This window comes from Streptomyces sp. NPDC055078 (genome assembly GCF_053607985.1).
This window is the reverse complement of the sequence record NZ_JBSGUP010000062.1, coordinates 1-22,652: the sequence shown is the minus strand read 5'-3', so window position 1 is coordinate 22,652 and position 22,652 is coordinate 1. Positions and strand designations below refer to the sequence as shown.

Genomic DNA, 22,652 nt, shown 5'->3' with positions numbered 1-22,652 from the left:
CAGGGTCCCCCCGGACGGAGTCTGGGGGAGATTGAGGACGGACCCCGCACCACAAGGGCCCGGGCCCTTGTCGGGGCTCCGCCCCGAACCCCGCGCCTCAAACGCCGGCGAGGCTGAATTGTCCGCCCCCAGCACCGGCGACCCCCACGCCTCAAACTCCCCCAGGGCTCCGCCTGGGAGGTACCCCCAGGCGAGGCTGAATTGTCCGCCCCTGCGTCGTCAGGGCCCGCCCGGAGGGAGCCTCAGGACGACCCCGCGTCAGCGAGAGCCGCACGGAGCGCGACCGCCCCAGGAAGGTCGCGGAGGGCCGGGGACGCGAGGAGGGTCCGAGCCTCGGTGGTGGCGCCGAGGCGGGCGAGGTGGGCGGCGTCGGCGATGGCTGATTCGTATCGCCCGGCGCGGTGGTGCGCCTGACCCCGAAGGGCCAGATACCGGGATTCGTCCGGTTCCGCGCCCACCGCCGCGTCCAGGTCGGCGAGTTCCCCGGCGGGATCCCCGGCCCCGCGCCGCAAGCGCGCCCGTACGGCGAGGGCGAACGCCGACCCCGGCGCCAGCTCCAGCGCCCGGTCCAGATCGGCCAGGGCCGCGTCGTGGCGCCCCAGGGCCTCATGGGCCCGCCCGCGCAGGACATGGCCGTACGCGTACGACGGATCGTGCACGACGGCCGCGTCGTAGTCCGCGACGGCGTCCTCGTGCCGCCCGGCGAGAGCGTGCGCGTAACCGCGCTGGACGAGCGCCCACGCCTTGGAGTCGGCACGCTCCACCACCCGGTCCAGGTCGGCGAACTCGGCGTCGCCGTCGCCCCGCTCCCGGTGGATATCAGCCCGCCGCAGCAGCGCCCAGAGATACCCCGGGTTCAGTTCCAGCGCGCGCCCCAGATCGGCCAGGGCCTCGTCCGTCCTGCCGAGGGACTGCTTCGCCATGGCGCGGCTGCCCAGGGCCCATGCGTACGCCGGGTCCAGCACGAGCGCCCGGTCGTAGAGCGGGATCGCTTCCTCGTGGCGGCCCGCGACCCGCAGGATCTCGCCGTACTCCCCGACGATCCAGGGGTTGTCCGGGGCGAGTTCACGGGCCCGGCCGATATCGGCGAGGGCGCCGTCGCCGTCGCCGAGCGCCCGCCGGACCTGGGAGCGGCGCACCAGGGCCCAGACATGGCGGGGGCTCAGCTCCACGGCCCGGTCCAGGTCCGCGAGCGCTTCCGCGCTGCGCCCGAGGTCGTGTTTGGCCTGGGCCATACTGGCGAGCGAGACGCTGTCGTCGGGGTCGAGAGCCAGGGCGCGGGCGAAGTCCGCCAGGGCCTCCTCGTGCCGGCCCATCAGCCGGCGGGTCTCCCCCAGCCCGAAGTGCGCGCGCCGGCAGCCGGCGTCGAGGGCGATCGCGCGCCCGTAGTCGCGCAGGGCGTCCTCGTGGTCGCCGAGGATGCGCTGGTCCCGGCCCCGGATCACCAGGGCAGCCACGCGTCCGGCGTCGTCCAGTTCGCCCCGGCCGATGAGCAGGCCCAGCAGCCCGACTCCGCGGCGTCCCTCGTCGTCCAGGGCCGAGTGGCACTCCCGGGCGAGGGCGCGCAGGGCGTCGCTGTCGGTGTCGGCGCCCGCGTCGGCGACGCTACGCGCCCACTCGCGCGCCCGCGCGACCCCGGCGTCGCAGGCGTCGACGCCGTCGCGCAGAACGGCGGGCAGGGCGGTACGGGGCCGGGCGCACAGCCGGTGGTAGTTCTCTTCGAGCCGCAGCTCACGCCAGCCGTCCTGGGCCCAGCGCGCGGCCGGGTCCAGCCCCTCCCCGTCCGTCGCGCACCACCCGGCGAACGCCTCCGCGAGCCGGGTGTGCCCGGCGCTCCAGCGCTCGGGGGAGCTGTTGCGCCGCAGCCGCAGCATCGGCTCCCGTACGACATCGTGGTACTGGGCCCGGCCGCCCCGGTTGCTCACGAACGGCAGTCCGCACAGCCAGCCGAACAGCTCCGCCGCGCTGTCTCCGCTCCCGGCCGCCGCCCGGAAGACATCCTCGTTCAGCCGTCGCGGCAGCGCCCCGTCGAGGGCGGCCGAGCGCCGTACGGGGTCGCTCTCCCCTTTGAGGAAGCGCTCGACGGCGGTGGCGCTGGGGTCCGCCACGCCGCCGGTACGCCCGGCGTTCTCGGCGAGGGTGGACACCAGGACCGGGAGCCGGCCGGACAGCCGCAGCACATCCCGTACGACGTCCTCGTCCACGACCCGTTTGGCGGCGAGCAGTTGACGGGCCTCGGCGTCGGTGAAGCGGGACAGCGGGATATCGGTGACCAGGTCGGCGTAGTCGGCCCAGACGTTCGGGTCGAGCGGGCGCTGACCGGAGGTGGTGACGATGAGCCGGCCGGGCAGCGGGCCGTACCGGTCGGAGACGATCAGACCGCTCAGCCAGGGGTCGAGGAACGGCGCGGTGCGTTCGTAGGTGTCGAAGAAGAGCGTGATCCAGGGGGTCCGGTCCTCGATCCGCTCCAGCTCCGAGAGGAGGACCGGGGTGAGGACCTTGGCCGGCTCCAGGACGAGCTGTACGTCCTCCGCCTTCCCGAAGTGCCTGCTGAGCGCGGCCCGTACCGCGTCCGCCCGGGCGGCGACCCGGGCGGGGTCGATGGCCCCGGTGACGAGGCTCGCGCCGGGGACCAGGCCGCCGAGCGCGATCAGCCCGGCCTGGGTGGCGACCAGTGATCCGGTGCTCGGCGGTGCGGCGCTCGGCGGTCCGGCGGGGTCCTCCGCCCCGGCGACCGACTCCGCCTCGTACCGCCGCTGGCGGTAGGTCGCCAGCATCCGCTCCAGCGCCTTGAACTGGACGCCCTGCCCGGCGAACTGGGCGCAGATCCCCTCCAGCACCTCCGGCACCCCGCCCGCCGACTCGTCCAGCGTCGCGGTCAGCGCTCCGGCTCCCCGCGCGGTGTGCGCGAGACGGCGGACGAGGGAGGACTTGCCGACGCCCGCGTTCCCGTGGATGTGGAAGAGGAAACGGTGGTGGTCGTCCTCCGGAGAGGTGTCCAGGTTCGCCGCGAACAGGGCGATTTCGGCCCGTCGTCCCACGAACGCGGCAAGCCGACGCTGTTTCAGCAACTCCTGCATGGACCGACCCATACGATCAGTCTGCCGCCCGGCGGGGTGCGCCGTCACCTGTGCGAGTGCCGTCGGCCGCCCCAGGGGTCGCGGGGGCGCCCCGCACCCTTAAGTACGCTCCGCACCCTTAAGGACGCCCCGCACCCTTAAGGGCCTCATCGGTCACCAGCGGCAGCAGCTCCGGCAGATGCCCGTCGGAGGCCGCCGCCGTCCGCAGCCGCTCCTCAGGGACCTCCCCGTACAGCGTCGTACGCGCCTTCGCCGGGCGCCCCGCCAGCTCGGCGATACCGACGAGGTCCTTGACGGAGCGGTACGAGCCGTAACGCGAGCCGGCCATCCGGGAGATGGTCTCCTCCATCAGCGTGCCGCCCAGGTCGTTGGCACCGGAGCGCAGCATCTCGGCCGCGCCCTCCGCGCCCAGCTTCACCCAGCTCGTCTGGATGTTGGTGATATGGGGGTGCAGCAGCAGCCGGGCCATGGCGGTGACCGCGCGATTGTCGCGGACCGTCGGTCCCGGGCGGGCGATCCCCGCGAGATACACGGGTGCGTTGGTGTGGATGAACGGCAGCGTCACGAACTCGGTGAACCCGCCCGTCTCCTGCTGGATGCGGGCGAGGGTGCGCAGATGCCCCAGCCAGTGCCGGGGCTGGTCGACATGCCCGTACATCATCGTGGAACTGGACCGCAGGCCAAGACGGTGCGCGGTACTGACGACCTCGATCCAGGTGGCGGCGGGCAGCTTGCCCTTGGTGAGGATCCAGCGGACCTCGTCGTCCAGGATCTCGGCGGCGGTGCCGGGGATGGAGTCGAGCCCGGCCTCCTTGGCCGCCGTCAGCCACTCCCGGATCGACATCCCCGTACGGGAGGCGCCGTTGACGACCTCCATCGGCGAGAAGGCGTGCACATGCATCCCGGGGACGCGTTCCTTGACGGCGCGGGCGATGTCGAAGTACGCCGTGCCGGGCAGATCGGGGTGGATACCGCCCTGCATGCACACCTCCACCGCGCCGACGTCCCACGCCTGGGCCGCGCGGTCGGCGACCTGGTCGAGGGAGAGGGTGTAGGCGTCGGCGTCCGTGCGCCGCTGGGCGAAGGCGCAGAAACGGCAGCCGGTGTAACAGACATTGGTGAAGTTGATGTTGCGGGTGACGACATAGGTGATGTCGTCACCGACCACATCCCTGCGCAGCTCGTCGGCGATCCGGGTGAGGGCGTCCAGCGCGGGCCCGTCGGCGTGCAGCAGGGCGAGGGCCTCGTCGTCGGTGAGCCGGGTGGGGTCGTCGGCGGCCGTGCCCAGGGCCGCCCTGACGTCCGTGTCGATACGGGACGGCACCATCCCGGGCGCGGCGGCCTCCCTGAGGGCGTCCCAGTCCCCGTACACCTCGTCGAAGTCGTCCCGGCGGTCGTGCGTACGGCCCTCGGTGTCGATGGTCCGGTGCAGATCGGTGCGCCCGGCGGCGGCGAAGGACTCGTCCGGCTCCTGCCACGGCAGCCCGGTGGGCATCGCCCCGGGCCGGGCGAGACCGGTCTCCGGGTCGGCGAGGGCGCGGACATGGGGCAGCAGCCGGGGGTCCAGCCAGGGCTCGCCGCGCCGCACGAACTCCGGGTAGACGCACAGCCGCTCCGCCAGCCGGAACCCGGCGGTGGCGGAGTGCTCGGCGAGTTCGTCGATCCGGGGCCAGGGCCGCTCGGGGTTCACATGGTCGGGGGTCAGCGGGGACACCCCGCCCCAGTCGTCGATTCCGGCGCCGATCAGCCGCCCGTACTCGGCGTCCACCAGATTCGGCGGGGCCTGGAGACAGGCCGAGGGGCCCATGATGTGCCGGGCGACGGCGACGGTGGCGACCAGTTCGTCCAGCTCGGCGTCGGGCATCCCGCGCATGGCCGTGTCCGGCTTCGCCCGGAAGTTCTGCAGGATCAGCTCCTGTACGCCGTGGTAGGCGCGGGAGACCCGGCGCAGCGCGAACAGCGACTCGGCCCGCTCCTCATGGGTCTCCCCGATGCCGATCAGCAGCCCGCTGGTGAACGGCACGGAGCTGCGCCCGGCGTCCTCCAGTACCCGCAGCCGTACGGCCGGCTCCTTGTCGGGCGAGCCGTAGTGCGGCCCTCCGGGCTCGCTCCACAGCCGGGTCGCGGTGGTCTCCAGCATCATGCCCATCGACGGCGCCACGGGCTTCAGCCGCTGGAAGTCGGTCCAGCTCAGCACACCGGGGTTGAGATGGGGCAGCAGCCCGGTCTCCTCCAGGATGCGGATCGACATCGCCCGCACATACGCGAGCGTGTCGTCGTATCCCTCCGCCTCCAGCCACTCCCGCGCCTCGGGCCAGCGGTCCTCGGGCTTGTCGCCCAGGGTGATCAGGGCTTCCTTGCAGCCCATCTCGGCTCCGCGCCGCGCGATGTCGATGACCTCGTCGGGCGACAGAAACATCCCGTGACCGGCCCGGCGGAGCTTGCCGGGGACGGTGACAAAGGTGCAGTAGTGGCATTTGTCACGGCACAGGCGCGTGAGCGGAATGAAGACGCTCTTCGAGTACGTGATGACCCCGGGCCGCCCGGCGGCATCGAGCCCGGCGTCCCGGACCCGCGCGGCCGACGCGCACAGATCGTCCAGATCACCGCCGCGCGCCCGCAGCAGGACAGCGGCCTCGGTGACATCGAGGGCAACCCCGTCCCTCGCTCGCTTGAGGGCGCGGCGCATGGCGTTCTCAGTGGGGCGTGCGGGCTCGTGATCGGTCATGAAAGTGAGCATACGAGGCCGTTCGTCCGCCTCACGGCGCCGGTCTTCCCCCCGGGCCCGGTACCTGCCGCCCGGGCATGGTGCCTCCGGAGCGCCCCCGGTACTCCGTTGCCTCGGCAAAAACGGCCGTGGGAGCATGGCGCGCATGACCGACGACGGGGGCGGCATACCGGGACCGGCCCGACCGCCCATGCGGCTCACCGATCTCACGGATCCCGCCGAGCCCCCTGGTCCTGCTGGTCCCGCCGAGCCCCCTGGTCCCGCCGGTCCTCCTGATGCCCCTGGTCCTCCTGGTCCCTCTGATCCCGACGACCGGACCCGCTCGGCCACCACCACCGCCCCGGCCACCACCGGCACCACCGACCGCACCAGCACCGACCGCACCACCACCGACCGCACCAGCACCGCCCGCAGGCAGTTCGCGGCGCTGCTGGGCGAGTTCCGGCGTACGGCGGTGCTCGTGCCCTTCGATCCCTACGGCAGTCTGTGGACGGCCGACCAGGGCGGGGTGCGCTGGATCTGCGCGTTCTCCGACGAACAGGCGCTCGCCCGGTTCGCGTACGCCCAGGAGGACGCGGACCGGGAGTGGACGTACCGGACGATTCTGGGCGCGCGGCTGCTGGATGTGATGGTGCCGGCGCTGGGCAGACCGGCCGGAGTGGCCCTGGACGCGGGCAGTGCCGACGGCACGCTGTTCCCGCCGGTCGCGGGGATCGTGCCGGACGCCGCGGCGGTCGATCTGGCGACGACCACGGCAACGGCGGCCCCGGGATCAGATCCGGGAACGACCACGGCAGCTGTGCACCCGGGAACAGCCACGGCAACGGCGGACCCGGGAACAGCCACGGCAGCAGCGGACCCGGGAACAGCCGCCGGCACGGAGAGCGGATGACCCCGGGACGCCGGGCACGGAGCTTCCAAGGCCCGGCGGGGAGCACGGAAACCGACCACAGGGGGACACCTTGAGCGGCGACAACCCGGATCTCGCGGCCCCGCCCGGGGCGCTGGAGCTGATCGCGAACGGCATCGACAAGGCGCACAGCGAACTGAAGGACCTCGGCATGATCGGCGGGGCGACCGCCGGCCGCGGTTTCTCGGATCTCGCGCTCTCCGGTCTGGAGCTGGGGCACCGGGGGCTCGCCGAGCAGTTCGAGACCTTCTGCGAGCGGTGGGAGTGGGGCGTACGGGCCCTGATGCTCCAGGGCAACGGCTTCGCCCAGGCGGTCGGTCTCTCGGCGGGCGGATTCGCCGAGCAGGAGCGTTACATCAAGGACTCCCTCAAGATCGGCGTCAACTCCCTCAACGGCAATCCGCATCTCGGCGAGGACGAGGTCAAGGGGAAGAGCTGGCAGGAGATCAGCACCCAGTCGCGGTTCGACGACCCCGACTACAGCCGGGAGTCGTTCGAGCAGGCCCACGCCGAGGTCAAGCAGACCGTCAAGGACACGGCGTACGACGTCGAGGACGGGCTGCTGGACTCGATGGAGCGCTCCGGAGCGCTCTCCGCCGAGGAGCGCGAGGCCGCCGACCAGGCGCTGCGGGACACGCTGGACCCGTCCGGTGAAGCCGTGCGACGGGCCGGCGAAGGGGACCGCTGATGGGGGTCGGGGACTGGCTCGGCGACCGGTACGACGATGTCCGCGGCGGCATCGACAAGGGCAGGGAACTCCTCGGCGAGGGCGTGGACGCGGCCACCGACGTGGCCGGCGGCGTCCTTAAGAAGATCGGCCAGGACGATCTGGCGGACACCGTCGAGGACGCCGGCGACTGGGCGGCCTCCGAGCTGGGCGCACAGGTCGACGAGGCCCAGCTCGGCCGGACCGAGGACGCCAACGAGCTGATCCACGGCAGTCCGACGAAGATCGCCTCATCGGTACGGAATCTGCGGGACTTCCAGGCCGCGTTCGACGGCGTCGGCCAGGGCATGAAGCAGCTCGACTCCGCCCACTGGAAGGGCGAGGCGGCCGACGCGTTCCGGGAGAGGTTCGCCACCCTGCCGACGGACTGGCTGCGCGCGGCGGACGCCTTCGAGGCGGCGGCCGACGCCCTGGAAACGTACTCCCGGACCGTCACCTGGGCCCAGGGCCAGGCCAAGGAGGCGATCGCCCTCCACAAGAAGGGCGACGAGACCTCCCGGCGCGCTGCCGACGCGTACAACGAGAAGGCCGAGACGTACAACGCCTCCCTGGACGGCCCGGACCCGCTCCCCCGGCCCGCGCCCTTCACCGACCCGGGCACCGCCGAACGCGCTCGCGCCCGCGAGATCCTCAACGAGGCCCGCCGCCAGCGCAACGAGTCCGCCGACCGCGCCACATCGGCCGTCGCCGCCGCCCTGGCCCACGCCCCCGCCGAGCCGAAGGGCTGGGACCGGCTGAAACTCGACGGCCTGGACACCCTGGTGGGCCAGGGCGTGGAGCTGGCCCATGTCGGCGGCGGCATCGTCAAGGGCACGGCGGGCATCGTCAACTTCGTCCGCGCCGTCAACCCCCTCGACGCGTACAACCTCACCCACCCCGCCGAGTACTACAAAGGCGTCACCACCACCCTGGCGGGCCTCGCCTCGACGGTCGCCCACCCGGACCGGGCGCTGAAGAACGCCTGGGAGGGGGCGAAGGGCGATCCGAGCGAGTTCATCGGCCGGCTGATCCCGGAGATCGTGGGGACGAAGGGGGCGGGGCTGGGGCGGGGGCTGCTGCGCGCGGGCGCCAAGGGCGCGGGCGACCCGCCCGCTGGCACGGGCCGGGACGGCCAGCGGCAGGACCCCCACGGCACCGGCCGACCGTGCGCCGCGCGGACCTGCCGCGAGGACCCGGTGGACATGGCCACCGGGCGGATGGTGCTGCCGCAGACGGATGTCGCGCTGCCGGGTTCGCTGCCGCTGGTGTTCCAGCGCACCTTCGAGTCCTCCTACCGGGCGGGCGGGTGGTTCGGCCCCACCTGGGCGTCGACCGCGGACCAGCGGCTGGAGACCGACTCGGAAGGGGTCGTCCTCCTCTGCGAGGACGGCAGCCTGCTGGCCTATCCGCACCCGGCACCCGGAGTCCCCGTACTGCCCACACACGGCCGCCGCTGGCCACTGGACATCGACACCTCAGGGAACTACACCGTCACCGACCCGGACACCGGTACCGTCCGGCACTTCACGGCACACGACGCACAACTCGCCCTGCTCACCCGGCTCGACGACCGCGCCGGCCGCTGGATCACCTTCGAGTACGACGCGGCCGGGGCGCCGCTCTCGATCACGCACCACGGCGGCTACCACCTGAAGCTCACCACGGACCGGGGCCGGATCACCGCCCTGCGGCTGGCCTCGGCGGCCGCGGACGGGGCCGACGAGGAGATACTGCGCTACGGCTACACCGGCGGCCGTCTCACCGAGGTCACCAACTCCTCCGGCCGCCCACTGCGCTTCGGCTACGACGAGCACGGGCGCATCACGTCCTGGACCGACACCAACGGCAGTCACTTCGATTACGTCTACGACGCCGACCACCGCTGTGTCGCCCAGTCCGGTGCCAACGGCCACCTCGATTCCCGCTTCACCTGGGACGGCACCGACCCCGGGACGGGTCTGCGCGTCACCTCGGTGACCGACGCGCTGGGCCACACGAGCCGCTTCCTCATCGACGGCCGCGCCCAGGTCGCCGCGGAGATCGACGCCACCGGTGCGGTGACGCGCTTCGAGCACGACCGCGCGGGCCGTCCGCTGTCGGTGACCGACCCCCTCGGCCGTACCACCCGCTCGTCCTACGACGACCGTGGCCGCCTCGTATCGGTGGTCCGGCCCGACGGGCGCCGCCTGTCCGGCGAGTACGACGAGCGGGGACTGCCGGTGCGGGTGACACACGCGGACGGGACGGTGACCCGGCAGACCTACGACGAGCGTGGCAACCGGACATCGGTGACCGACGCGTCGGGGGCGGTGACCGCGCTCTCGTACGACGAGGCCGGTCATCTGGCGTCCGTGACGGACCCGCTGGGGCACACCTCGCTGGTGCGGTGCGACGCCGCGGGGCTGGTCGCCGCGATCACCGACCCGCTGGGTGCGGTGACCCGGTACGCGCGTGACGGGTTCGGCCGGCAGACCACCGTCACGGACCCCCTCGGCGCGGTCACCCGCTTCGAGTGGACGGTGGAGGGTCGGATGACGCGCCGGACCGCCCCGGACGGCGGCTCGGAGTCCTGGACCTACGACGGGGAGGGCAACTGTCTCTCCCATACGGACGCGCTGGGCGCGGTCACCGCGTTCGCGTACACGGACTTCGATCTGCTGGTGGCGCGTACCGGTCCCGACGGTGTGCGGTACGAGTTCACCCATGATCCGGCTCTCCGGCTGACCCGGGTCACCAACCCCCGGGGGCTGACCTGGGAGTACGGCTACGACCCGGCCGGCCGCGTGACCTCCGAGACCGACTTCGACGGCCGGGCGCTCTCCTACGGGTACGATCCGGCGGGCCGGCTCGCCTCCCGTACGAACGGCCTCGGCCAGACGATCCGGTTCGAGCACAATGAACTCGGCCAGGTCATCCGCAAGGACGCGGCAGGAGAAGTCACCACCTTCGAGTACGACATCTTCGACCAGCTCGCGGCGGCGAGGAGCCCGGACACCGAGCTGATACGGATACGCGACCGGTCCGGCCTGCTCGTGTCCGAGACGGTCAACGGCCGCAGGCTGTCCCTCGACCACGACCTCTCCGGCCGCCGCGTCGGCCGGACCACGCCCGGCGGCGCCCGCAGCACCTGGACGTACGACCCGGCGGGCCGCCGCACGGAACTCACCACCTCGGGCCGCGCCCTCACCTTCACCCATGACGCCGCCGGCCGGGAGCTGGAGCGTCACATCGGCGCGACGGTCACCCTCAGGAACGAGTTCGACACGACCGGACGCCTCACCGACCAACACGTCATCGGCGACGGCGCCCGCCTCCAGCGACGTACCTACTCCTACCGCGCCGACGGCAGCGTCACCGGCATCGACGACCAACTCCTCGGCTCCCGCCGCTTCGACCTCGACACCGCCGGGCGCGTCACCGCGGTCCACGCCGAGGACTGGACCGAGCGGTACGCCTACGACGCGGCGGGCAACCAGACCGAGGCGTCCTGGCCCGCTCCCCACCCCGGCCAGGAGTCCACCGGCACCCGCTCCTACACCGGCACCCGGATCAGCCGCGCCGGAGCCGTCCGCTACGAGCACGACGCCCAGGGCCGGGTCGTCCTGCGCCAGAAGCCCCGGCTCTCCCGTAAGCCGGACACCTGGCGCTATACCTGGGACGCCGAAGACCGTCTGACAGCGGTGACAACACCGGACGGCGCCCGCTGGCGCTACCACTACGACCCCCTGGGCCGCCGCACCGCCAAACAGCGCCTCTCCCCCGACGGCCGGACCGTCCTGGAACAGACCACCTTCACCTGGGACGGCCCCACCCTCTGCGAACAGACCACCGCCCCCGGCCTCCTGCCCCACCCGGTCACCGTCACCTGGGACCACGACGGCCTGCGCCCCCTGGCCCAGACGGAACGCATCCTGTCCGCCGACACCTCGCTCGAGGTGATCGACGAACGCTTCTTCTCCATCGTCACCGACCTGATCGGCACCCCGACCGAACTGATCGCCGAGTCCGGCACCCTGGCCTGGCACACCCGCAGCACCCTGTGGGGCACCACGACCTGGTCGACATCGAGCACGGCCTACACACCACTGCGCTTCCCGGGCCAGTACTTCGACCCGGAGTCGGGTCTGCACTACAACTACTTCCGGCACTACGACCCGGAGACGGCGCGCTATCTGTCGGCGGATCCCCTGGGGCTGGCGCCATCCCCCAACCCGGCGACGTACGTCGACAATCCGCATACCTGGGCAGATCCGCTCGGGCTGACTCCGGACGAGTGCAAGCGGACTCTGGGCCTGAGCGATGAGGCTCAACGAGCCATTCAAAAGCTTGAGAACATCAAGAGAGATCCGCTTGGGGAGATCAATTCCCAACCCAATCACAACCACTACGATGCTGCGAGGCGTGAGGCCGCGGGCCAAGTTGTGGCCACAAAAAGCGGCGGAGTCCCGTTCGACCACATCATGGAACTGGAGCAGGCGGCACGGGGACTGGAGAAGGTGCGCAAATCCCTCCTGAGGGAGATGGACGCCCTGCCGGATGAGCTTACGTACCGAGGACTTGAAGTACTCCTCAAGAAATATGATGAAACCAATGCGCAGCTGAGCAGGCTAAAGGGGTTCCTGCACCAGATCAGGGGCCAGTAGACCCGGACCGGCTTTCCACTCAACAGGAAGAAGGGAACTATGCTCTCCGAAGGAGATGACCAGGAGAGTCGATCCAGAGATCGCTGGCGCTCCCCGGAGGCGGCATCCTTTGCGGAGCGAATCATCCGGGCACTGCAGAGCCATGAGGACTGGCGCCGCACTCTGGAGAAGACCTCTCCCTGGGGAAACGTCCAAGACCTCGGCGGTATCCCCCTTGCCGAGACGGATCTGCGGGGCGCCGACCTCAAGGACGTCTACCTCAGTTACGCAGATATGAAGGGTGCGAACCTCGACGGCGCCGACCTGTCCGGGGCTCTGCTGACGCAAGCCGACCTCCGGGGTGCCACCCTTCGCAACACCACTCTCAGAGAGACCAAAGCCGGACTCGCCGACTTTTCCGGAGGAGATCTGCTCGGAGCCGTCATGGATTCCGCCCTTCTGGCCAGGGCGTCCCTGAAGGGCGCGAACCTACGGCGTGTTTCGCTTCGTGGAGCGAACCTCGCCGCCGCGGATCTCCAGGATGCGGATCTCACACACGCGGACCTTGAGGAAGCGATTCTGGTCTCGACTCGCCTTGAGCGTACGACCCTTACCGATGCGAATCTGAAGAATGTCCGGAGCGGGCAACTCGCGCCGCCGGACGGCATCACCGGCAATCCGCCCCAAGAGGAACCCCCTGCCGAGGCAGCGGGATCCCCCCTTCTGGACGATTCGATCGACCGAACTCTCTCCCTGGAGGAACTGGACGGCGAACGGTGGCCACCTCCTCCTGCCGACACGACCGGACTCGTCAAGGCCGTTCACGAGCTTCGACGCAGACCCATCGAAAGCCTCGACGTCGACGAACTGCGCCGGCTGATCGGCCAGGGCGTCGGACTGCCCTGGATTCTTCCCCTCGGCCTTGAGATTCTGCGGGACACCGCACCCGAGCAGGCCCGGGGCGGCTGGTACGAGGACGATCTGCTGTACGCGGTCCTGAACCTCGGCTCGGCCACGTGGGAGGCCGAGCCCGAACTCGCAGCAGAGCTGAAGAGAATCGTGGCCATGCTCAGGGATCTGGGGAGCACCATGGACGCGGAGGTGGAGAAGTTCCGGCGCAGGCTGCCCGAAGGGATGCGTGAAGAAGGACTGCCGGACTGAGCAGCCTCTCAATTGAATTGTCGAACCCAATCATCGGCAAGGTTCATCATGAGTCGAGAGTTCATCAGCAGGACCATCGAACAACTCCAGGAAGGAGGGCGAAACGGCCTCGAAGCGATCGACCTGGGGAATCTCGCCAGAACATCACTCGGTCCTTCTTTCGGCGCGATCTCATTCATCGCAGTGTTTCGCGGCGCCTTCGGTATCCCGCTGAACGTCCTGCAGCAGGCTCAGGCTTGGAACGGATTCGACTTGGGCGGTCATATGATTCCGGACGAGGAGTTCAGCGACATCCTGTCCGACTGGCTTCCCGGCACACCCGGGCAGTCGACGTGCAGCACCTCACCATGAGAGTCAAAGTCTCCGAAATCCTGGACGCCGATACCCGGGCCGTCTCCTTCACCGGTCCGACCGGAACCGCGTGGGCATACTGGCAAGGACCGGAGGTACGCCAGGGCTACACATACGACGTCGAACTCGACTCTCCGGGAGTGGTCACGTCCTGGACGGTTTCCAGTGACTCAGATGTCGTCGAAGGAGCGTTCGCAGAGGGAAGAGTCACACTGCGCGGCCCAATTCAATCGTTGGGCGAGGACGGAGTGGCAGAAATTCGGATCGCTCAAGACATCGTGCTCATCGAGGTCGACCCAGCTATCCCTGAAGTACCCGTCGGGGCTTGGGTTGAGTTCGTAGTGCCGAGCATTTCGCTCTACCCGTATTCGCTCTGAGAGTCCGCAACGACCCATCGGTGGCAGCAGCTACAGCGGCGGTGCGGGCGGCGGCTGCCTCGAAGTCGCCCTCTCCTGGCACAAGTCCAGCCACAGCGGCGGCGGCAACTGCGTCGAGGGCGCCTCCTGCCCCACCACCACCATCCACATCCGCGACTCCAAGAACCCCACCGGCCCCCGCCTCTCCCTCCCCTCCCCCGCCTGGGCCGCCTTCCTCTCGACCCTCCGCTAGCGCGCGACCCCGTGCGGGTGGTGCGGTACGCCCGTACGAGTGCGGGCGCGGCCCCGGCGGGTGTCGGCCGACCTGCCGGGCCGCGCGGCTCGGCAGGGTCAGGAGGTATGACAGCTTCTCGCGTCCTGGCCGGTGCCCTGACCCTCACCGCCCTGTGCGTCCTCGGCTTCAGTCCGCCCCGTGCAGGTGTGACGACAGTGGAGGCTCCTGGGGGCACCCCTCTTTGTCCGTACTCATCTGTCGGCGCGAGCAGTTGCGAGGCGGATGCCTCGAAGTCAAGGCCGGAATCCGCCTAGGGTGCGAACCCGGGTGCGCACACTCAGCCCGTCCGGCGAACCCGCGAACCCGGGTGCGCACACTCAGCCCGTCCGGCGTTTGAGGACACGCCCGCAGGGCGTGCGCGGCAGCCGACGCGGGTACGCGGGCCCTCGCGCCGACGAGGCGAACCCGGGGTGCGGGGGCCACAGGAACGCACCCGGGTGCACCAACCCCGCCGACCCGGCCGGAGGCCCTACGCGCTGCGGAAACGGGTGGTGCGGTGCACCGGATCCGTGTCGATCTGGGGAATGACGTGCTCGCCGATCAACTTGAGGGAGTTCATCGTGTCCTCGTAGGAGATCCCGATCGGCAGCCCGAAGGACAGCTGATCCGCCCCCGCCTGCTCCCACCGCTTGCACTGCTGGAGCACCTCCCCCGGGTCGCCGCAGATCATCAATTCCTCGGCGATGAGCAGTTCGATGATCTCGGTGGTGTACTCGGGGAGCAGTTCGGGCCACTGGGGGATGCCCTCGGGCCGGGGGAAGGTGTCGTGGTAGCGGAAGAGGAGGGACTGGAGGTAGTTGAGGCCGCTGCCGACGGCGATCTCGACGGCCTTGTCATGGGTCTCGGCGCAGATCGCGGTGGAGGTGACCATGACGTTGTCGTTGACGAAGTCGCCGATCGCGTGCGCGTCCTTGACGGCCGTCTTGTAGGACTCGACGACCCACTCCATGTCGGAGACCTTCTGCACGCTGAAACCGAGGACGCCCAGCCCCTTCTTCCCTGCCATGGCGTACGAGGAGGGGGACCCGGCCGCGTACCACATCGCCGGGTGGGACTTCCCGTACGGCTTCGGCAGGATCTTGCGGGGCGGGAGGGACCAGTGCCTGCCCTGGAAGCCCGGGTACTCGTCCTGGAGCCACATCTTGGGGAACTCGGCGATGGTCTCCTCCCAGATCTCCTTGGTGTGGTTCATATCGGTGATGCCCGGCATGAACCCGAGGATCTCGTGGCTGCCGGCCCCCCGGCCGGTCCCGAACTCGAAGCGGCCCTCGGAGAGGTGGTCGAGCATGGCGACTTTCTCGGCGACCTTCACGGGGTGGTTGACGGGCGCGAGGGGGTTGAAGATGCCCGAGCCGAGGTGGATGCGGTCGGTGGCGTGCGCGAGATAGCCGAGGTAGACGTCGTTCGCGGAGAGGTGGGAGTACTCCTCCAGGAAGTGGTGCTCGGAGGCCCAGGCGTATTTGAACCCGGACCTGTCCGCCTGGATGACGTACTCGGTCTCCTCCATGAGCGTCTTGTGCTCGGCGAGAGGATCGGTCTCGGCGCGCTTGCCGACATAGCCCTGCACAAAGATCCCGAATTCCACGCTTCGTCTCCTACGACGTCGCTGCGACGCCACAGCGACGTCACGGGTCACCAATTCATGAGTTCACGAGAGTTCACGAGGTCAACTGTTGAGGTGCGGGGCGACCTCGGCGGCGAAGGCCGCCATCTGGTCGGTGAGTTCAGCCCGGCCACGGCTGCGGAAGCGCATCTGGATCTGGCGTACGCCCATGGCGGCGTACTCGCGCAGGGACTCGGCGACGGCGTCCGGCTTTCCGGTGAGGGTACGGCGGCCGACCTCCCAGCCGGGTTCGCCGATGTACAGCGGCTCGGCGATCGCGCCGATCTCGATGGGTTCGCCGATGCCCGCCTCCTCCCTCAGGGCCCGCAGCCGGGCGATCTGGGCGGGCAGCGCGGTCCGGGAATCGCCCTGGGGCAGCCACCCGTCCCCGCGTTCGGCGGCCCGCCGCACGGCGGCGGGCGACGAACCGCCCACCCACAGCGGCACCCGGTGCTGCGCGGGCCGGGGCCGCTGCCCAAGACCGCTGAAGGAGAATCGTTCCCCCGCGAACTCGGGGAACTCATCGGGCCCCAGCGCCGCTATGAGGGCGTCGATGCTCTCGTCCAGCACACTCCCGCGCCGGCCGAAGTCCGCCCCGACAGCGGCGAACTCCTCCGCCACATGCCCTGCACCGACCCCGAGTATCAGCCGCCCGCCGGAGAGATGGTCCAGGGTGGCGTACTGCTTGGCACTCACCAGGGGGTGCCGCAGCCCCAGGACGGCCACATTGCTGAGCAGCCGTACGCGCCGGGTCGCGGCGGCGAGGAAGGACAGGGTGGCCACCGGGTCGTACCAGACGGTCGACATGGCGTCGGCCAGCCGCCGCGGGATCGCCACATGCTCACACACCGCGATATACGCGAACCCCACCCGGTCCGCGACCCTCGCGACCTCGACCAGATCCTCGACCCCCGCGCCTGCCTCCCAGGGCTCCGCGTAGAGGGCGCTCTGCGACTGGATGGGGAGTTGTATCCCGTACGACAGCAGTCCTTCGGGCAGTATCTGCACATGGGCCACTGAGGGCCTCCTCGCCTCGGTCTGACGTCATGTCAATCACTGGGCCAGGCCATCGTCATACCTGACGCTCCATCAGACAAGGGGATTCCGCGGCAACCTGCGGCGGGTACCGGCCCCCCGAGCACTCTTCGGCCACCCGACGCACCCGGCCCCGGCCATGACGGGCGGCGGCGCTCAGGGCCTCCGCGCCCCCAATGAGCGGACCTCCCCTACGAGCGGTCCCCCGGACTCCGGTCCCGGGACGGGAGGCCCGGGACCGGGCCCAGGAGCGTGAGCCGGAGCCCGGGACCGGGCCCGGGACCCCGGAGCCGCACCCCGGCGCACCCGGCACGCCCGCACCCGCGCCGGGCGCGGACCCGCCCACGAGACCCCACCCCCGCTCAACCCGCGACGCCTCGTCCGCGTCCTCTCACCTGACCTCGAGTGGTACGTACAGCCACTACGTATAGTGCAGTAGTCGCCGCCGACCGGACACGGCGCCGAATCCCGAGTACCCACCCCCACCCAGGGAGCGCTTTGCCATGCCCGAAAGCCGCAGGAATTCCAGGTTCGCCGCCGTGGCGGCCGTCGCGGCGCTCACGCTCACTCTCGGTGGCTGCTCCATGGAGACGACCGCGCCCGCCGACGCCCGGTCCGACGCCCGGTCCGACGGCAAGGACATGCCCGGGGGCACGCCGGGGACCAAGGGCGCGTCGGGGACCAAGGGCGCGTCGGTGGTTCCCGCCGGCCCGGTGGACTGCGAGAAGGCGAAGTGCATAGCCCTGACCTTCGACGCGGGCCCGGGGAAGGACACCCCGCGACTCCTCGACACCCTGATGAAGGAGAAGGTTCCGGCGACCTTCTTTCTGCTCGGGAAGAAGCATGTGGTGAAGTACCCCACCGTGGTGAAACGTATCTTCAACGAGGGGCACGAGGTCGCCAACCACACCTGGTCGCACCGCCGCCTCGACAAGCTGAAGAAGGAAGAGATCCGCGAGGAGCTGACCCTCACCCAGGACGCGATCGTCGGGATCACCGGGGAGAAGCCCACCCTGATGCGCCCGCCGCAAGGGCGGATCAACGACGATGTCACCGCCGTCAGCAAGGAACTGGGGCTCGCGCAGATCCTGTGGAGCGCCACCGCCAAGGACTACGCCACCAATGACTCCGCGCTGATCGAGGAGCGCATCCTCAAGCAGGCGGGGCGGGACGGCATCATCCTGCTGCACGACATCTACGACGGCACGGTGCCGGCGGTCCCGGGGATCATCGCGAAGCTGAAGGAGCGCGGCTACACCTTGGTCACCGTGTCGCAGCTGCTCGCGCCCGCGAAGCCCAACCCGGGGGAGATCTACCGCCCATAGGGCCGGTCCGAGGGTCTGTCCGAGGGCTGGAGGGCCTGTCCGACGCGCCCTAAGGGCTCACACGCTCCGGGACACGCCGTACGACACGCCGGGAGGAGGGTCCTCCGCTTCCCCGAGGGGCGAACCGTGGAACACCGTAGAACTATGCATTTCAGCCATAGAATGACGGTTATCGATCACAAGGCATTACGTTTCAGACATGACTGGATGTGCACCGATCGTAAAGGGTCGCCGAAGATCCCAAGGACGGTTGGCGGAACCTCCCGGGAAGATCGCCGAGGGGGGTTAGCGCACCGCCGGGCATGGGGAAGGGCGAGGAGGAAGCGCCTCGTTGCTGACGAGGCCGCCATGCACAGGGCAGACTGTCGGATGCGAATCGGCAGTTGGGGCAGGGGGCAGCTATGGACCGTGACAGCGGGCCACGCGTACCGGAACAGCGCATTCCGGCGCCCGGTAATGTGGTTGTCGACCTCCGTTTCAGTGTGCTCGGGCCGGTGCGTGCCTGGCGGGGCGGGGAAGCTTTGCCGTCCGGTTCCCCGCAGCAGCGGGCCCTGCTGGCCGCCCTGTTGCTGCGCGACGGCCGTACCGCGACCGCGGCGGAGCTGATCGACGCGATCTGGGGCGAGGAACCGCCGTCGCAGGCGCTCGCCGCGGTCCGTACGTACGCCTCCAGGCTGCGCAAGATCCTCACCGCGAACGCGCTGGTCAGCGAGTCCGGCGGCTATGCGATACGGATCCTGCGCGACTGCATCGACCTCACCGTCGCCCAGGAACTGGCCATGGACGCCGAGAAGGCCCGCGCGGCCGGTGACCGGAATCTCGCCCGGGTGCTGATCAACAAGTCGCTGGGGCTGTGGGACGGCGAGCCGCTCGCCAATGTCCCGGGGCCGTACGCCGAGAACCAGCGCACCCGGCTCGGCGAGTGGCGGCTCCAGCTCGTGGAGACCCGGCTCGATCTCGATCTGGAGGTCGGCGCGCACGCGGAGGCCGTATCGGAGCTGACCGCCCTCACCGCGACGCACCCGCTGCGCGAGCGGCTGCGCGAACTGCTGATGCTGGCGCTGTACCGCAGCGGACGGCAGGCCGAGGCGCTCGCCGCGTACGCGGACACCCGCCGGCTGCTGGCCGAGGAGCTGGGCGTCGACCCGTGTGCCGAACTGTCCCAGCTCCAGCAGCGGATTCTCCAGGCCGACGCCGAACTGGCCCGTCCCGCCACCGATCAGGCCCCGGGCCCGCAGATCGCCCAGCCCGCGCAGCTCCCGGCCACCGTGCCCGACTTCACCGGACGCGCCTCCTTCGTACGGGAGCTGGGCGGCCGGCTCGCCGCCACCGAGGGGGCGGTCATGGCGGTCTCCGCGCTCGCGGGCATCGGCGGCGTCGGCAAGACGACCCTCGCGGTCCATGTCGCGCACGAGGCCCGGCCGCACTTCCCGGACGGCCAGCTGTATGTCGACCTCCAGGGGGCGGGCAACCGCGCGGCCGAACCGGTGGCGGTGCTCGGCGCGTTTCTGCGCGCGCTGGGACTGGCCGACTCGGCGATCCCGGACTCGCTCGAAGAGCGCGCGGGCCTCTACCGTTCGACGCTCGCGGGCCGCCGGGTGATGGTCCTCCTCGACAACGCCCGTGACGCCGCCCAGATCCGCCCCCTGCTGCCCGGTACGGCGGGGTGCGCCGCGCTGGTCACCAGCCGGGTCCGGATGGTCGATCTGGCGGGCGCGCATCTTGTCGACCTGGATGTGATGTCTCCGGAGGAGGCGTTGCAGCTGTTCACCCGCATAGTGGGCAGCGAACGCGTCACCTCCGAGCGGGAGTCCGCCCTCGATGTGGTCGCCGCCTGCGGTTTTCTGCCGCTGGCCATAAGGATCGCCGCGTCCCGGCTGGCCGCCCGCCGCACCTGGACGGTCTCCGTCCTGGCGGCGAAGCTCGCCGACGAGCGCCGCCGGCTGGACGAACTCCAGGCCGGGGACCTCGCGGTGAAGGCCACCTTCGAGCTGGGCTACGGCCAGTTGGAGCCCGGTCAGGCCCGTGCCTTCCGCCTCCTCGGTCTCGCCGACGGCCCCGACATATCGCTCCGGGCCGCCGCCGCTGTCCTCGCGCTGCCCGTCCAGGAGACCGAGGACCTGCTGGAGGCCCTGGTCGACACCTCCCTGCTGGAGTCCGCCGCACACGGCCGGTACCGCTACCACGATCTCGTACGTCTCTACGCGCGTGCATGCGCCGAGCGCGACGAGCCGCCCCAGGAGTCGGGGGCCGCGCTCTCCCGGCTGCTGGACTTCTATCTCGCCACGGCGGCGCGGGTCTACGGGATCGAGCGCCCCGGCGATACGCTCCCGGGCCATCTGGAGCGTACGGAGTACGAGGGGCTGTCCTTCGCCGACCGGCACGCGGCCCTCGACTGGCTGTACTCCGAGGCGCACTGCGTGCTGGCGTGCGCCCAGCAGTCGACGGCGGACGGGCTGCTGCGGCGCGCGGTCGATCTGCTGTGGGCCGCCAAGGACCTGGCCGAGTCCGGCGCGAACTCCAAGCAGTACGAGTCCGCCGCGCTCACCGCCCGGGACGCGGCCCGTGCGGCCGGTGACGCCCGCACCCAGGGGCGCGCGCACACGACGCTCACCAATGTGCACCTGGTCGCGGGCCGCTACGACGAGGCGGACGAACAGGCCCGCCAGGCCGCGCTGCTGGCCGCCGAGGCCGGTGATCCCGCGCCCGTCTTCTGGGCCAACAACGACCGGGGCATCATCGCCCTCAACCAGGGCCGGCACGCGGAGGCCGAGCGCTTCCTCCAGCAGGCGATCGAGGACTCCCGCACCGACGGCAACGGCCCGGGCGAGGCCAGTGCCCTGTGCAATCTGTCCCGGCTCAATCTCTTCATGGGCCGTACGGAACAGTCGATCGACCTCGCCCAGCGCGGCCTCGACATCTACGACCGCAACGGGCTCACGCTCCGGGTGGCCAACGCCCGTTACGCCCTGGGCATCGCCCTCACCCAGGCCGGGCGGCACGCGGACGCCCTGGAGCAGCTCCTCGACGCGCTGGAGGGCTTCGAGACCAACCGGCAGCGGCTGTGGGAGGGGACGACCCACTTCCGTATCGCCCAGGCCCATCTGGCGGCCCGCCGCGCGGCCCGTGCCGCCCAGCATGCCGAACAGGCCCTGGCCATCGGCTGCATCGGCGGTGACCGCATCCGCGGAAATGTACTGACCACCCTGGGCCGGGCGCTGGCGACCCTCGGCCAGGCGGACCGGGCGCGCGCCTGCTGGCTGGAGGCGCTGGCGCTGCACGAGGCGTCGGGGTCGGCGGAGGCGGAGGAGGTACGGGGGCTGCTGGCGCCCCTGAGCGCGTAGCGCCCTCCGGGCGGGGTGCGCAGGGCCCGGGGCCGGGGGCCCCGGGCTGTGCCCCCGTCATGGCTTGGGCAGCCGGCGACGGTTCCGTCGGTGTGGGGACGCCTCGCGCTTGGTTCAGGACCAGCGACGTGGGGGCGAGCGGCCGCCCCTGGCCCGGGGCCACCGGCTGACCGGTCCGTCCTCAAACGCCGGACGGGCTGGCAACGCGACGCCGGACAGGCCGAGGTACCGGCCGGGATCGGCGACCTGGGGGCCAGCGGCCACTCCCGGCCCGGGGCCACCGGCGAAACGGTCCGTCCTCAAACGCCGGACAGGCTGACGACGCGACGGCGGACGGGCTGGAGTTGCGCACCCGGGTGCGGACAATCAGCCCCGCTGGGGGCACTACTCAGGCGGGGCGCCGGCGGCCGGGGCGCGACCCACGTACGAGGCCCGGTGGGTCGTTCGGAGGCTGTGACAGCTTTCTGCCAGGACGTTCATCGAATGTTTATGCCGGTCCGACATGCTTCAGTGCAGTCGATCCGTCGCGTCGGGGGGCAGACGGATCACACGGGACCATCACCTCTCCGGGGGGCGAGGGACGGTCCCCGGCCTTCCGTCCGGCGACCCTCGGGGGAGTCTCCGGGCGGAAGGCCCCTCTGTTTCCTGTAGTTCCCGTACGGCAATCCCTGTGGGGGTCACCATGAGCGACACCGGTAAGAAGAACGACGACATCACCACCCAGGACAACCACTCGCCCGCGCCTCCGGCCGACGGCCTGCTCGCCGATGGCCCGGTCGCCACCCAGGACAATCATTCGCCGGCCCCGCCGAAGTTCCTCGGCGACGGTGTCACGACCCAGGACAACCACTCCCCGGCGCCCCCCAAGTTCGCCGGGAACGGTGTCACCACCCAGGACAACCACTCCCCGGCCCCGCCCAAGTTCCTCGGCGATGGCGTCGCGACCCAGGACAACCACTCCCCGGCGCCCCCGAAGTTCCTCGGGGACGGTGTCACCACCCAGGACAACCACTCCCCGGCCCCGCCGAAGTTCCTCGGGGACGGCGCGGCGGCCAAGCCTCAGGACAACCACTCGCCCGTTCCCCCCTCCAAGCCCTGAGCCGAAGGGCTGATCGGTACTTCACTCGAAGGGGTAC

General features: G+C 70.8%; 14 protein-coding genes. 10 read left to right on the top strand and 4 right to left on the bottom strand.

Features of this window, described 5'->3' with window-relative positions; genetic code table 11:
* Positions 1-242: 242 nt before the first annotated feature.
* Both ACWF94_RS08395 and ACWF94_RS08390 read right to left on the bottom strand, forming a co-directional pair.
* Positions 243-3,092, bottom strand: a complete 2,850-nt coding sequence (locus ACWF94_RS08395; RefSeq protein ID WP_453485945.1) for a tetratricopeptide repeat protein — start codon at positions 3,090-3,092, stop codon at positions 243-245.
* Positions 3,093-3,198: 106 nt separating this feature from the next.
* Positions 3,199-5,808 carry a bifunctional FO biosynthesis protein CofGH gene (locus ACWF94_RS08390; RefSeq protein ID WP_453485943.1) on the bottom strand — a complete coding sequence of 870 codons (2,610 nt, stop codon included), beginning with the start codon at positions 5,806-5,808 and terminating at the stop codon, positions 3,199-3,201.
* A gap of 145 nt (positions 5,809-5,953) precedes the next feature.
* Between ACWF94_RS08390 and ACWF94_RS08385 the strand changes: the two genes are divergently transcribed.
* The 7 genes from ACWF94_RS08385 to ACWF94_RS08355 all read left to right on the top strand — a co-directional run bounded on the left by ACWF94_RS08385 (position 5,954) and on the right by ACWF94_RS08355 (position 14,167).
* Complete coding sequence (locus ACWF94_RS08385) at positions 5,954-6,700, top strand: SseB family protein (RefSeq protein ID WP_453485942.1); 747 nt, start codon at positions 5,954-5,956, stop codon at positions 6,698-6,700.
* Between the two features lie 70 nt (positions 6,701-6,770).
* On the top strand, positions 6,771-7,406 hold the full coding sequence (locus tag ACWF94_RS08380) for a hypothetical protein (RefSeq protein ID WP_453485940.1): 636 nt from the start codon (positions 6,771-6,773) through the stop codon (positions 7,404-7,406).
* Complete coding sequence (locus ACWF94_RS08375; protein WP_453485938.1) at positions 7,406-12,067, top strand: putative T7SS-secreted protein; 4,662 nt, start codon at positions 7,406-7,408, stop codon at positions 12,065-12,067. Before ACWF94_RS08380 ends, ACWF94_RS08375 begins: the two co-directional genes overlap by 1 nt.
* A 39-nt stretch (positions 12,068-12,106) precedes the next feature.
* Positions 12,107-13,207: a contact-dependent growth inhibition system immunity protein gene (locus ACWF94_RS08370; protein WP_453485936.1), complete on the top strand. Its 1,101-nt coding sequence runs from the start codon at positions 12,107-12,109 to the stop codon at positions 13,205-13,207.
* Between the two features lie 48 nt (positions 13,208-13,255).
* A complete protein-coding gene (locus ACWF94_RS08365) occupies positions 13,256-13,558 on the top strand; it encodes a hypothetical protein (RefSeq protein ID WP_453485934.1) in 303 nt (100 codons plus the stop codon).
* The gene (locus tag ACWF94_RS08360) at positions 13,555-13,935 is read left to right on the top strand and encodes a hypothetical protein (RefSeq protein WP_453485932.1); all 381 of its coding nucleotides are present in this window, start codon (positions 13,555-13,557) and stop codon (positions 13,933-13,935) included. Before ACWF94_RS08365 ends, ACWF94_RS08360 begins: the two co-directional genes overlap by 4 nt.
* Positions 13,936-13,951: 16 nt before the next feature.
* The gene (locus ACWF94_RS08355) at positions 13,952-14,167 is read left to right on the top strand and encodes a DUF397 domain-containing protein (RefSeq protein ID WP_453485949.1); all 216 of its coding nucleotides are present in this window, start codon (positions 13,952-13,954) and stop codon (positions 14,165-14,167) included.
* A 511-nt stretch (positions 14,168-14,678) separates the two neighbouring features.
* Here ACWF94_RS08355 and ACWF94_RS08350 read toward each other — a convergent pair.
* On the bottom strand, positions 14,679-15,794 hold the full coding sequence (locus tag ACWF94_RS08350) for an LLM class flavin-dependent oxidoreductase (RefSeq protein ID WP_453485930.1): 1,116 nt from the start codon (positions 15,792-15,794) through the stop codon (positions 14,679-14,681).
* Between the two features lie 81 nt (positions 15,795-15,875).
* Complete coding sequence (locus ACWF94_RS08345) at positions 15,876-16,820, bottom strand: LLM class F420-dependent oxidoreductase (RefSeq protein ID WP_453485947.1); 945 nt, start codon at positions 16,818-16,820, stop codon at positions 15,876-15,878.
* A 530-nt stretch (positions 16,821-17,350) separates the two neighbouring features.
* On the opposite strand from ACWF94_RS08345, the gene ACWF94_RS08340 reads away from it, so the two are divergent.
* The 3 genes from ACWF94_RS08340 (at position 17,351) to ACWF94_RS08330 (ending at position 22,615) form a co-directional block, all read left to right on the top strand.
* Positions 17,351-18,172, top strand: a complete 822-nt coding sequence (locus ACWF94_RS08340; RefSeq protein ID WP_453485928.1) for a polysaccharide deacetylase family protein — start codon at positions 17,351-17,353, stop codon at positions 18,170-18,172.
* Positions 18,173-18,573: 401 nt separating this feature from the next.
* Positions 18,574-21,516, top strand: coding sequence for an AfsR/SARP family transcriptional regulator (locus ACWF94_RS08335; RefSeq protein ID WP_453485926.1), 2,943 nt, complete (start codon positions 18,574-18,576; stop codon positions 21,514-21,516).
* Positions 21,517-22,198: 682 nt separating this feature from the next.
* On the top strand, positions 22,199-22,615 hold the full coding sequence (locus ACWF94_RS08330) for a hypothetical protein (protein WP_453485925.1): 417 nt from the start codon (positions 22,199-22,201) through the stop codon (positions 22,613-22,615).
* The last annotated feature ends 37 nt before the right edge of the window (positions 22,616-22,652 follow it).

What these genes read in the sequence shown, in the direction of transcription:
- ACWF94_RS08390 (WP_453485943.1), bottom strand. Translation starts at nt 5,808, where the DNA reads ATGACCGATCACGAGCCCGCACGCCCCACTGAGAACGCCATGCGCCGC.
- ACWF94_RS08340 (WP_453485928.1), top strand. Translation starts at nt 17,351, where the DNA reads ATGCCCGAAAGCCGCAGGAATTCCAGGTTCGCCGCCGTGGCGGCCGTC.
- ACWF94_RS08360 (WP_453485932.1), top strand. Translation starts at nt 13,555, where the DNA reads ATGAGAGTCAAAGTCTCCGAAATCCTGGACGCCGATACCCGGGCCGTC.
- ACWF94_RS08335 (WP_453485926.1), top strand. Translation starts at nt 18,574, where the DNA reads ATGGACCGTGACAGCGGGCCACGCGTACCGGAACAGCGCATTCCGGCG.
- ACWF94_RS08370 (WP_453485936.1), top strand. Translation starts at nt 12,107, where the DNA reads ATGCTCTCCGAAGGAGATGACCAGGAGAGTCGATCCAGAGATCGCTGG.
- ACWF94_RS08375 (WP_453485938.1), top strand. Translation starts at nt 7,406, where the DNA reads ATGGGGGTCGGGGACTGGCTCGGCGACCGGTACGACGATGTCCGCGGC.
- ACWF94_RS08330 (WP_453485925.1), top strand. Translation starts at nt 22,199, where the DNA reads ATGAGCGACACCGGTAAGAAGAACGACGACATCACCACCCAGGACAAC.
- ACWF94_RS08365 (WP_453485934.1), top strand. Translation starts at nt 13,256, where the DNA reads ATGAGTCGAGAGTTCATCAGCAGGACCATCGAACAACTCCAGGAAGGA.
- ACWF94_RS08395 (WP_453485945.1), bottom strand. Translation starts at nt 3,092, where the DNA reads ATGGGTCGGTCCATGCAGGAGTTGCTGAAACAGCGTCGGCTTGCCGCG.
- ACWF94_RS08385 (WP_453485942.1), top strand. Translation starts at nt 5,954, where the DNA reads ATGACCGACGACGGGGGCGGCATACCGGGACCGGCCCGACCGCCCATG.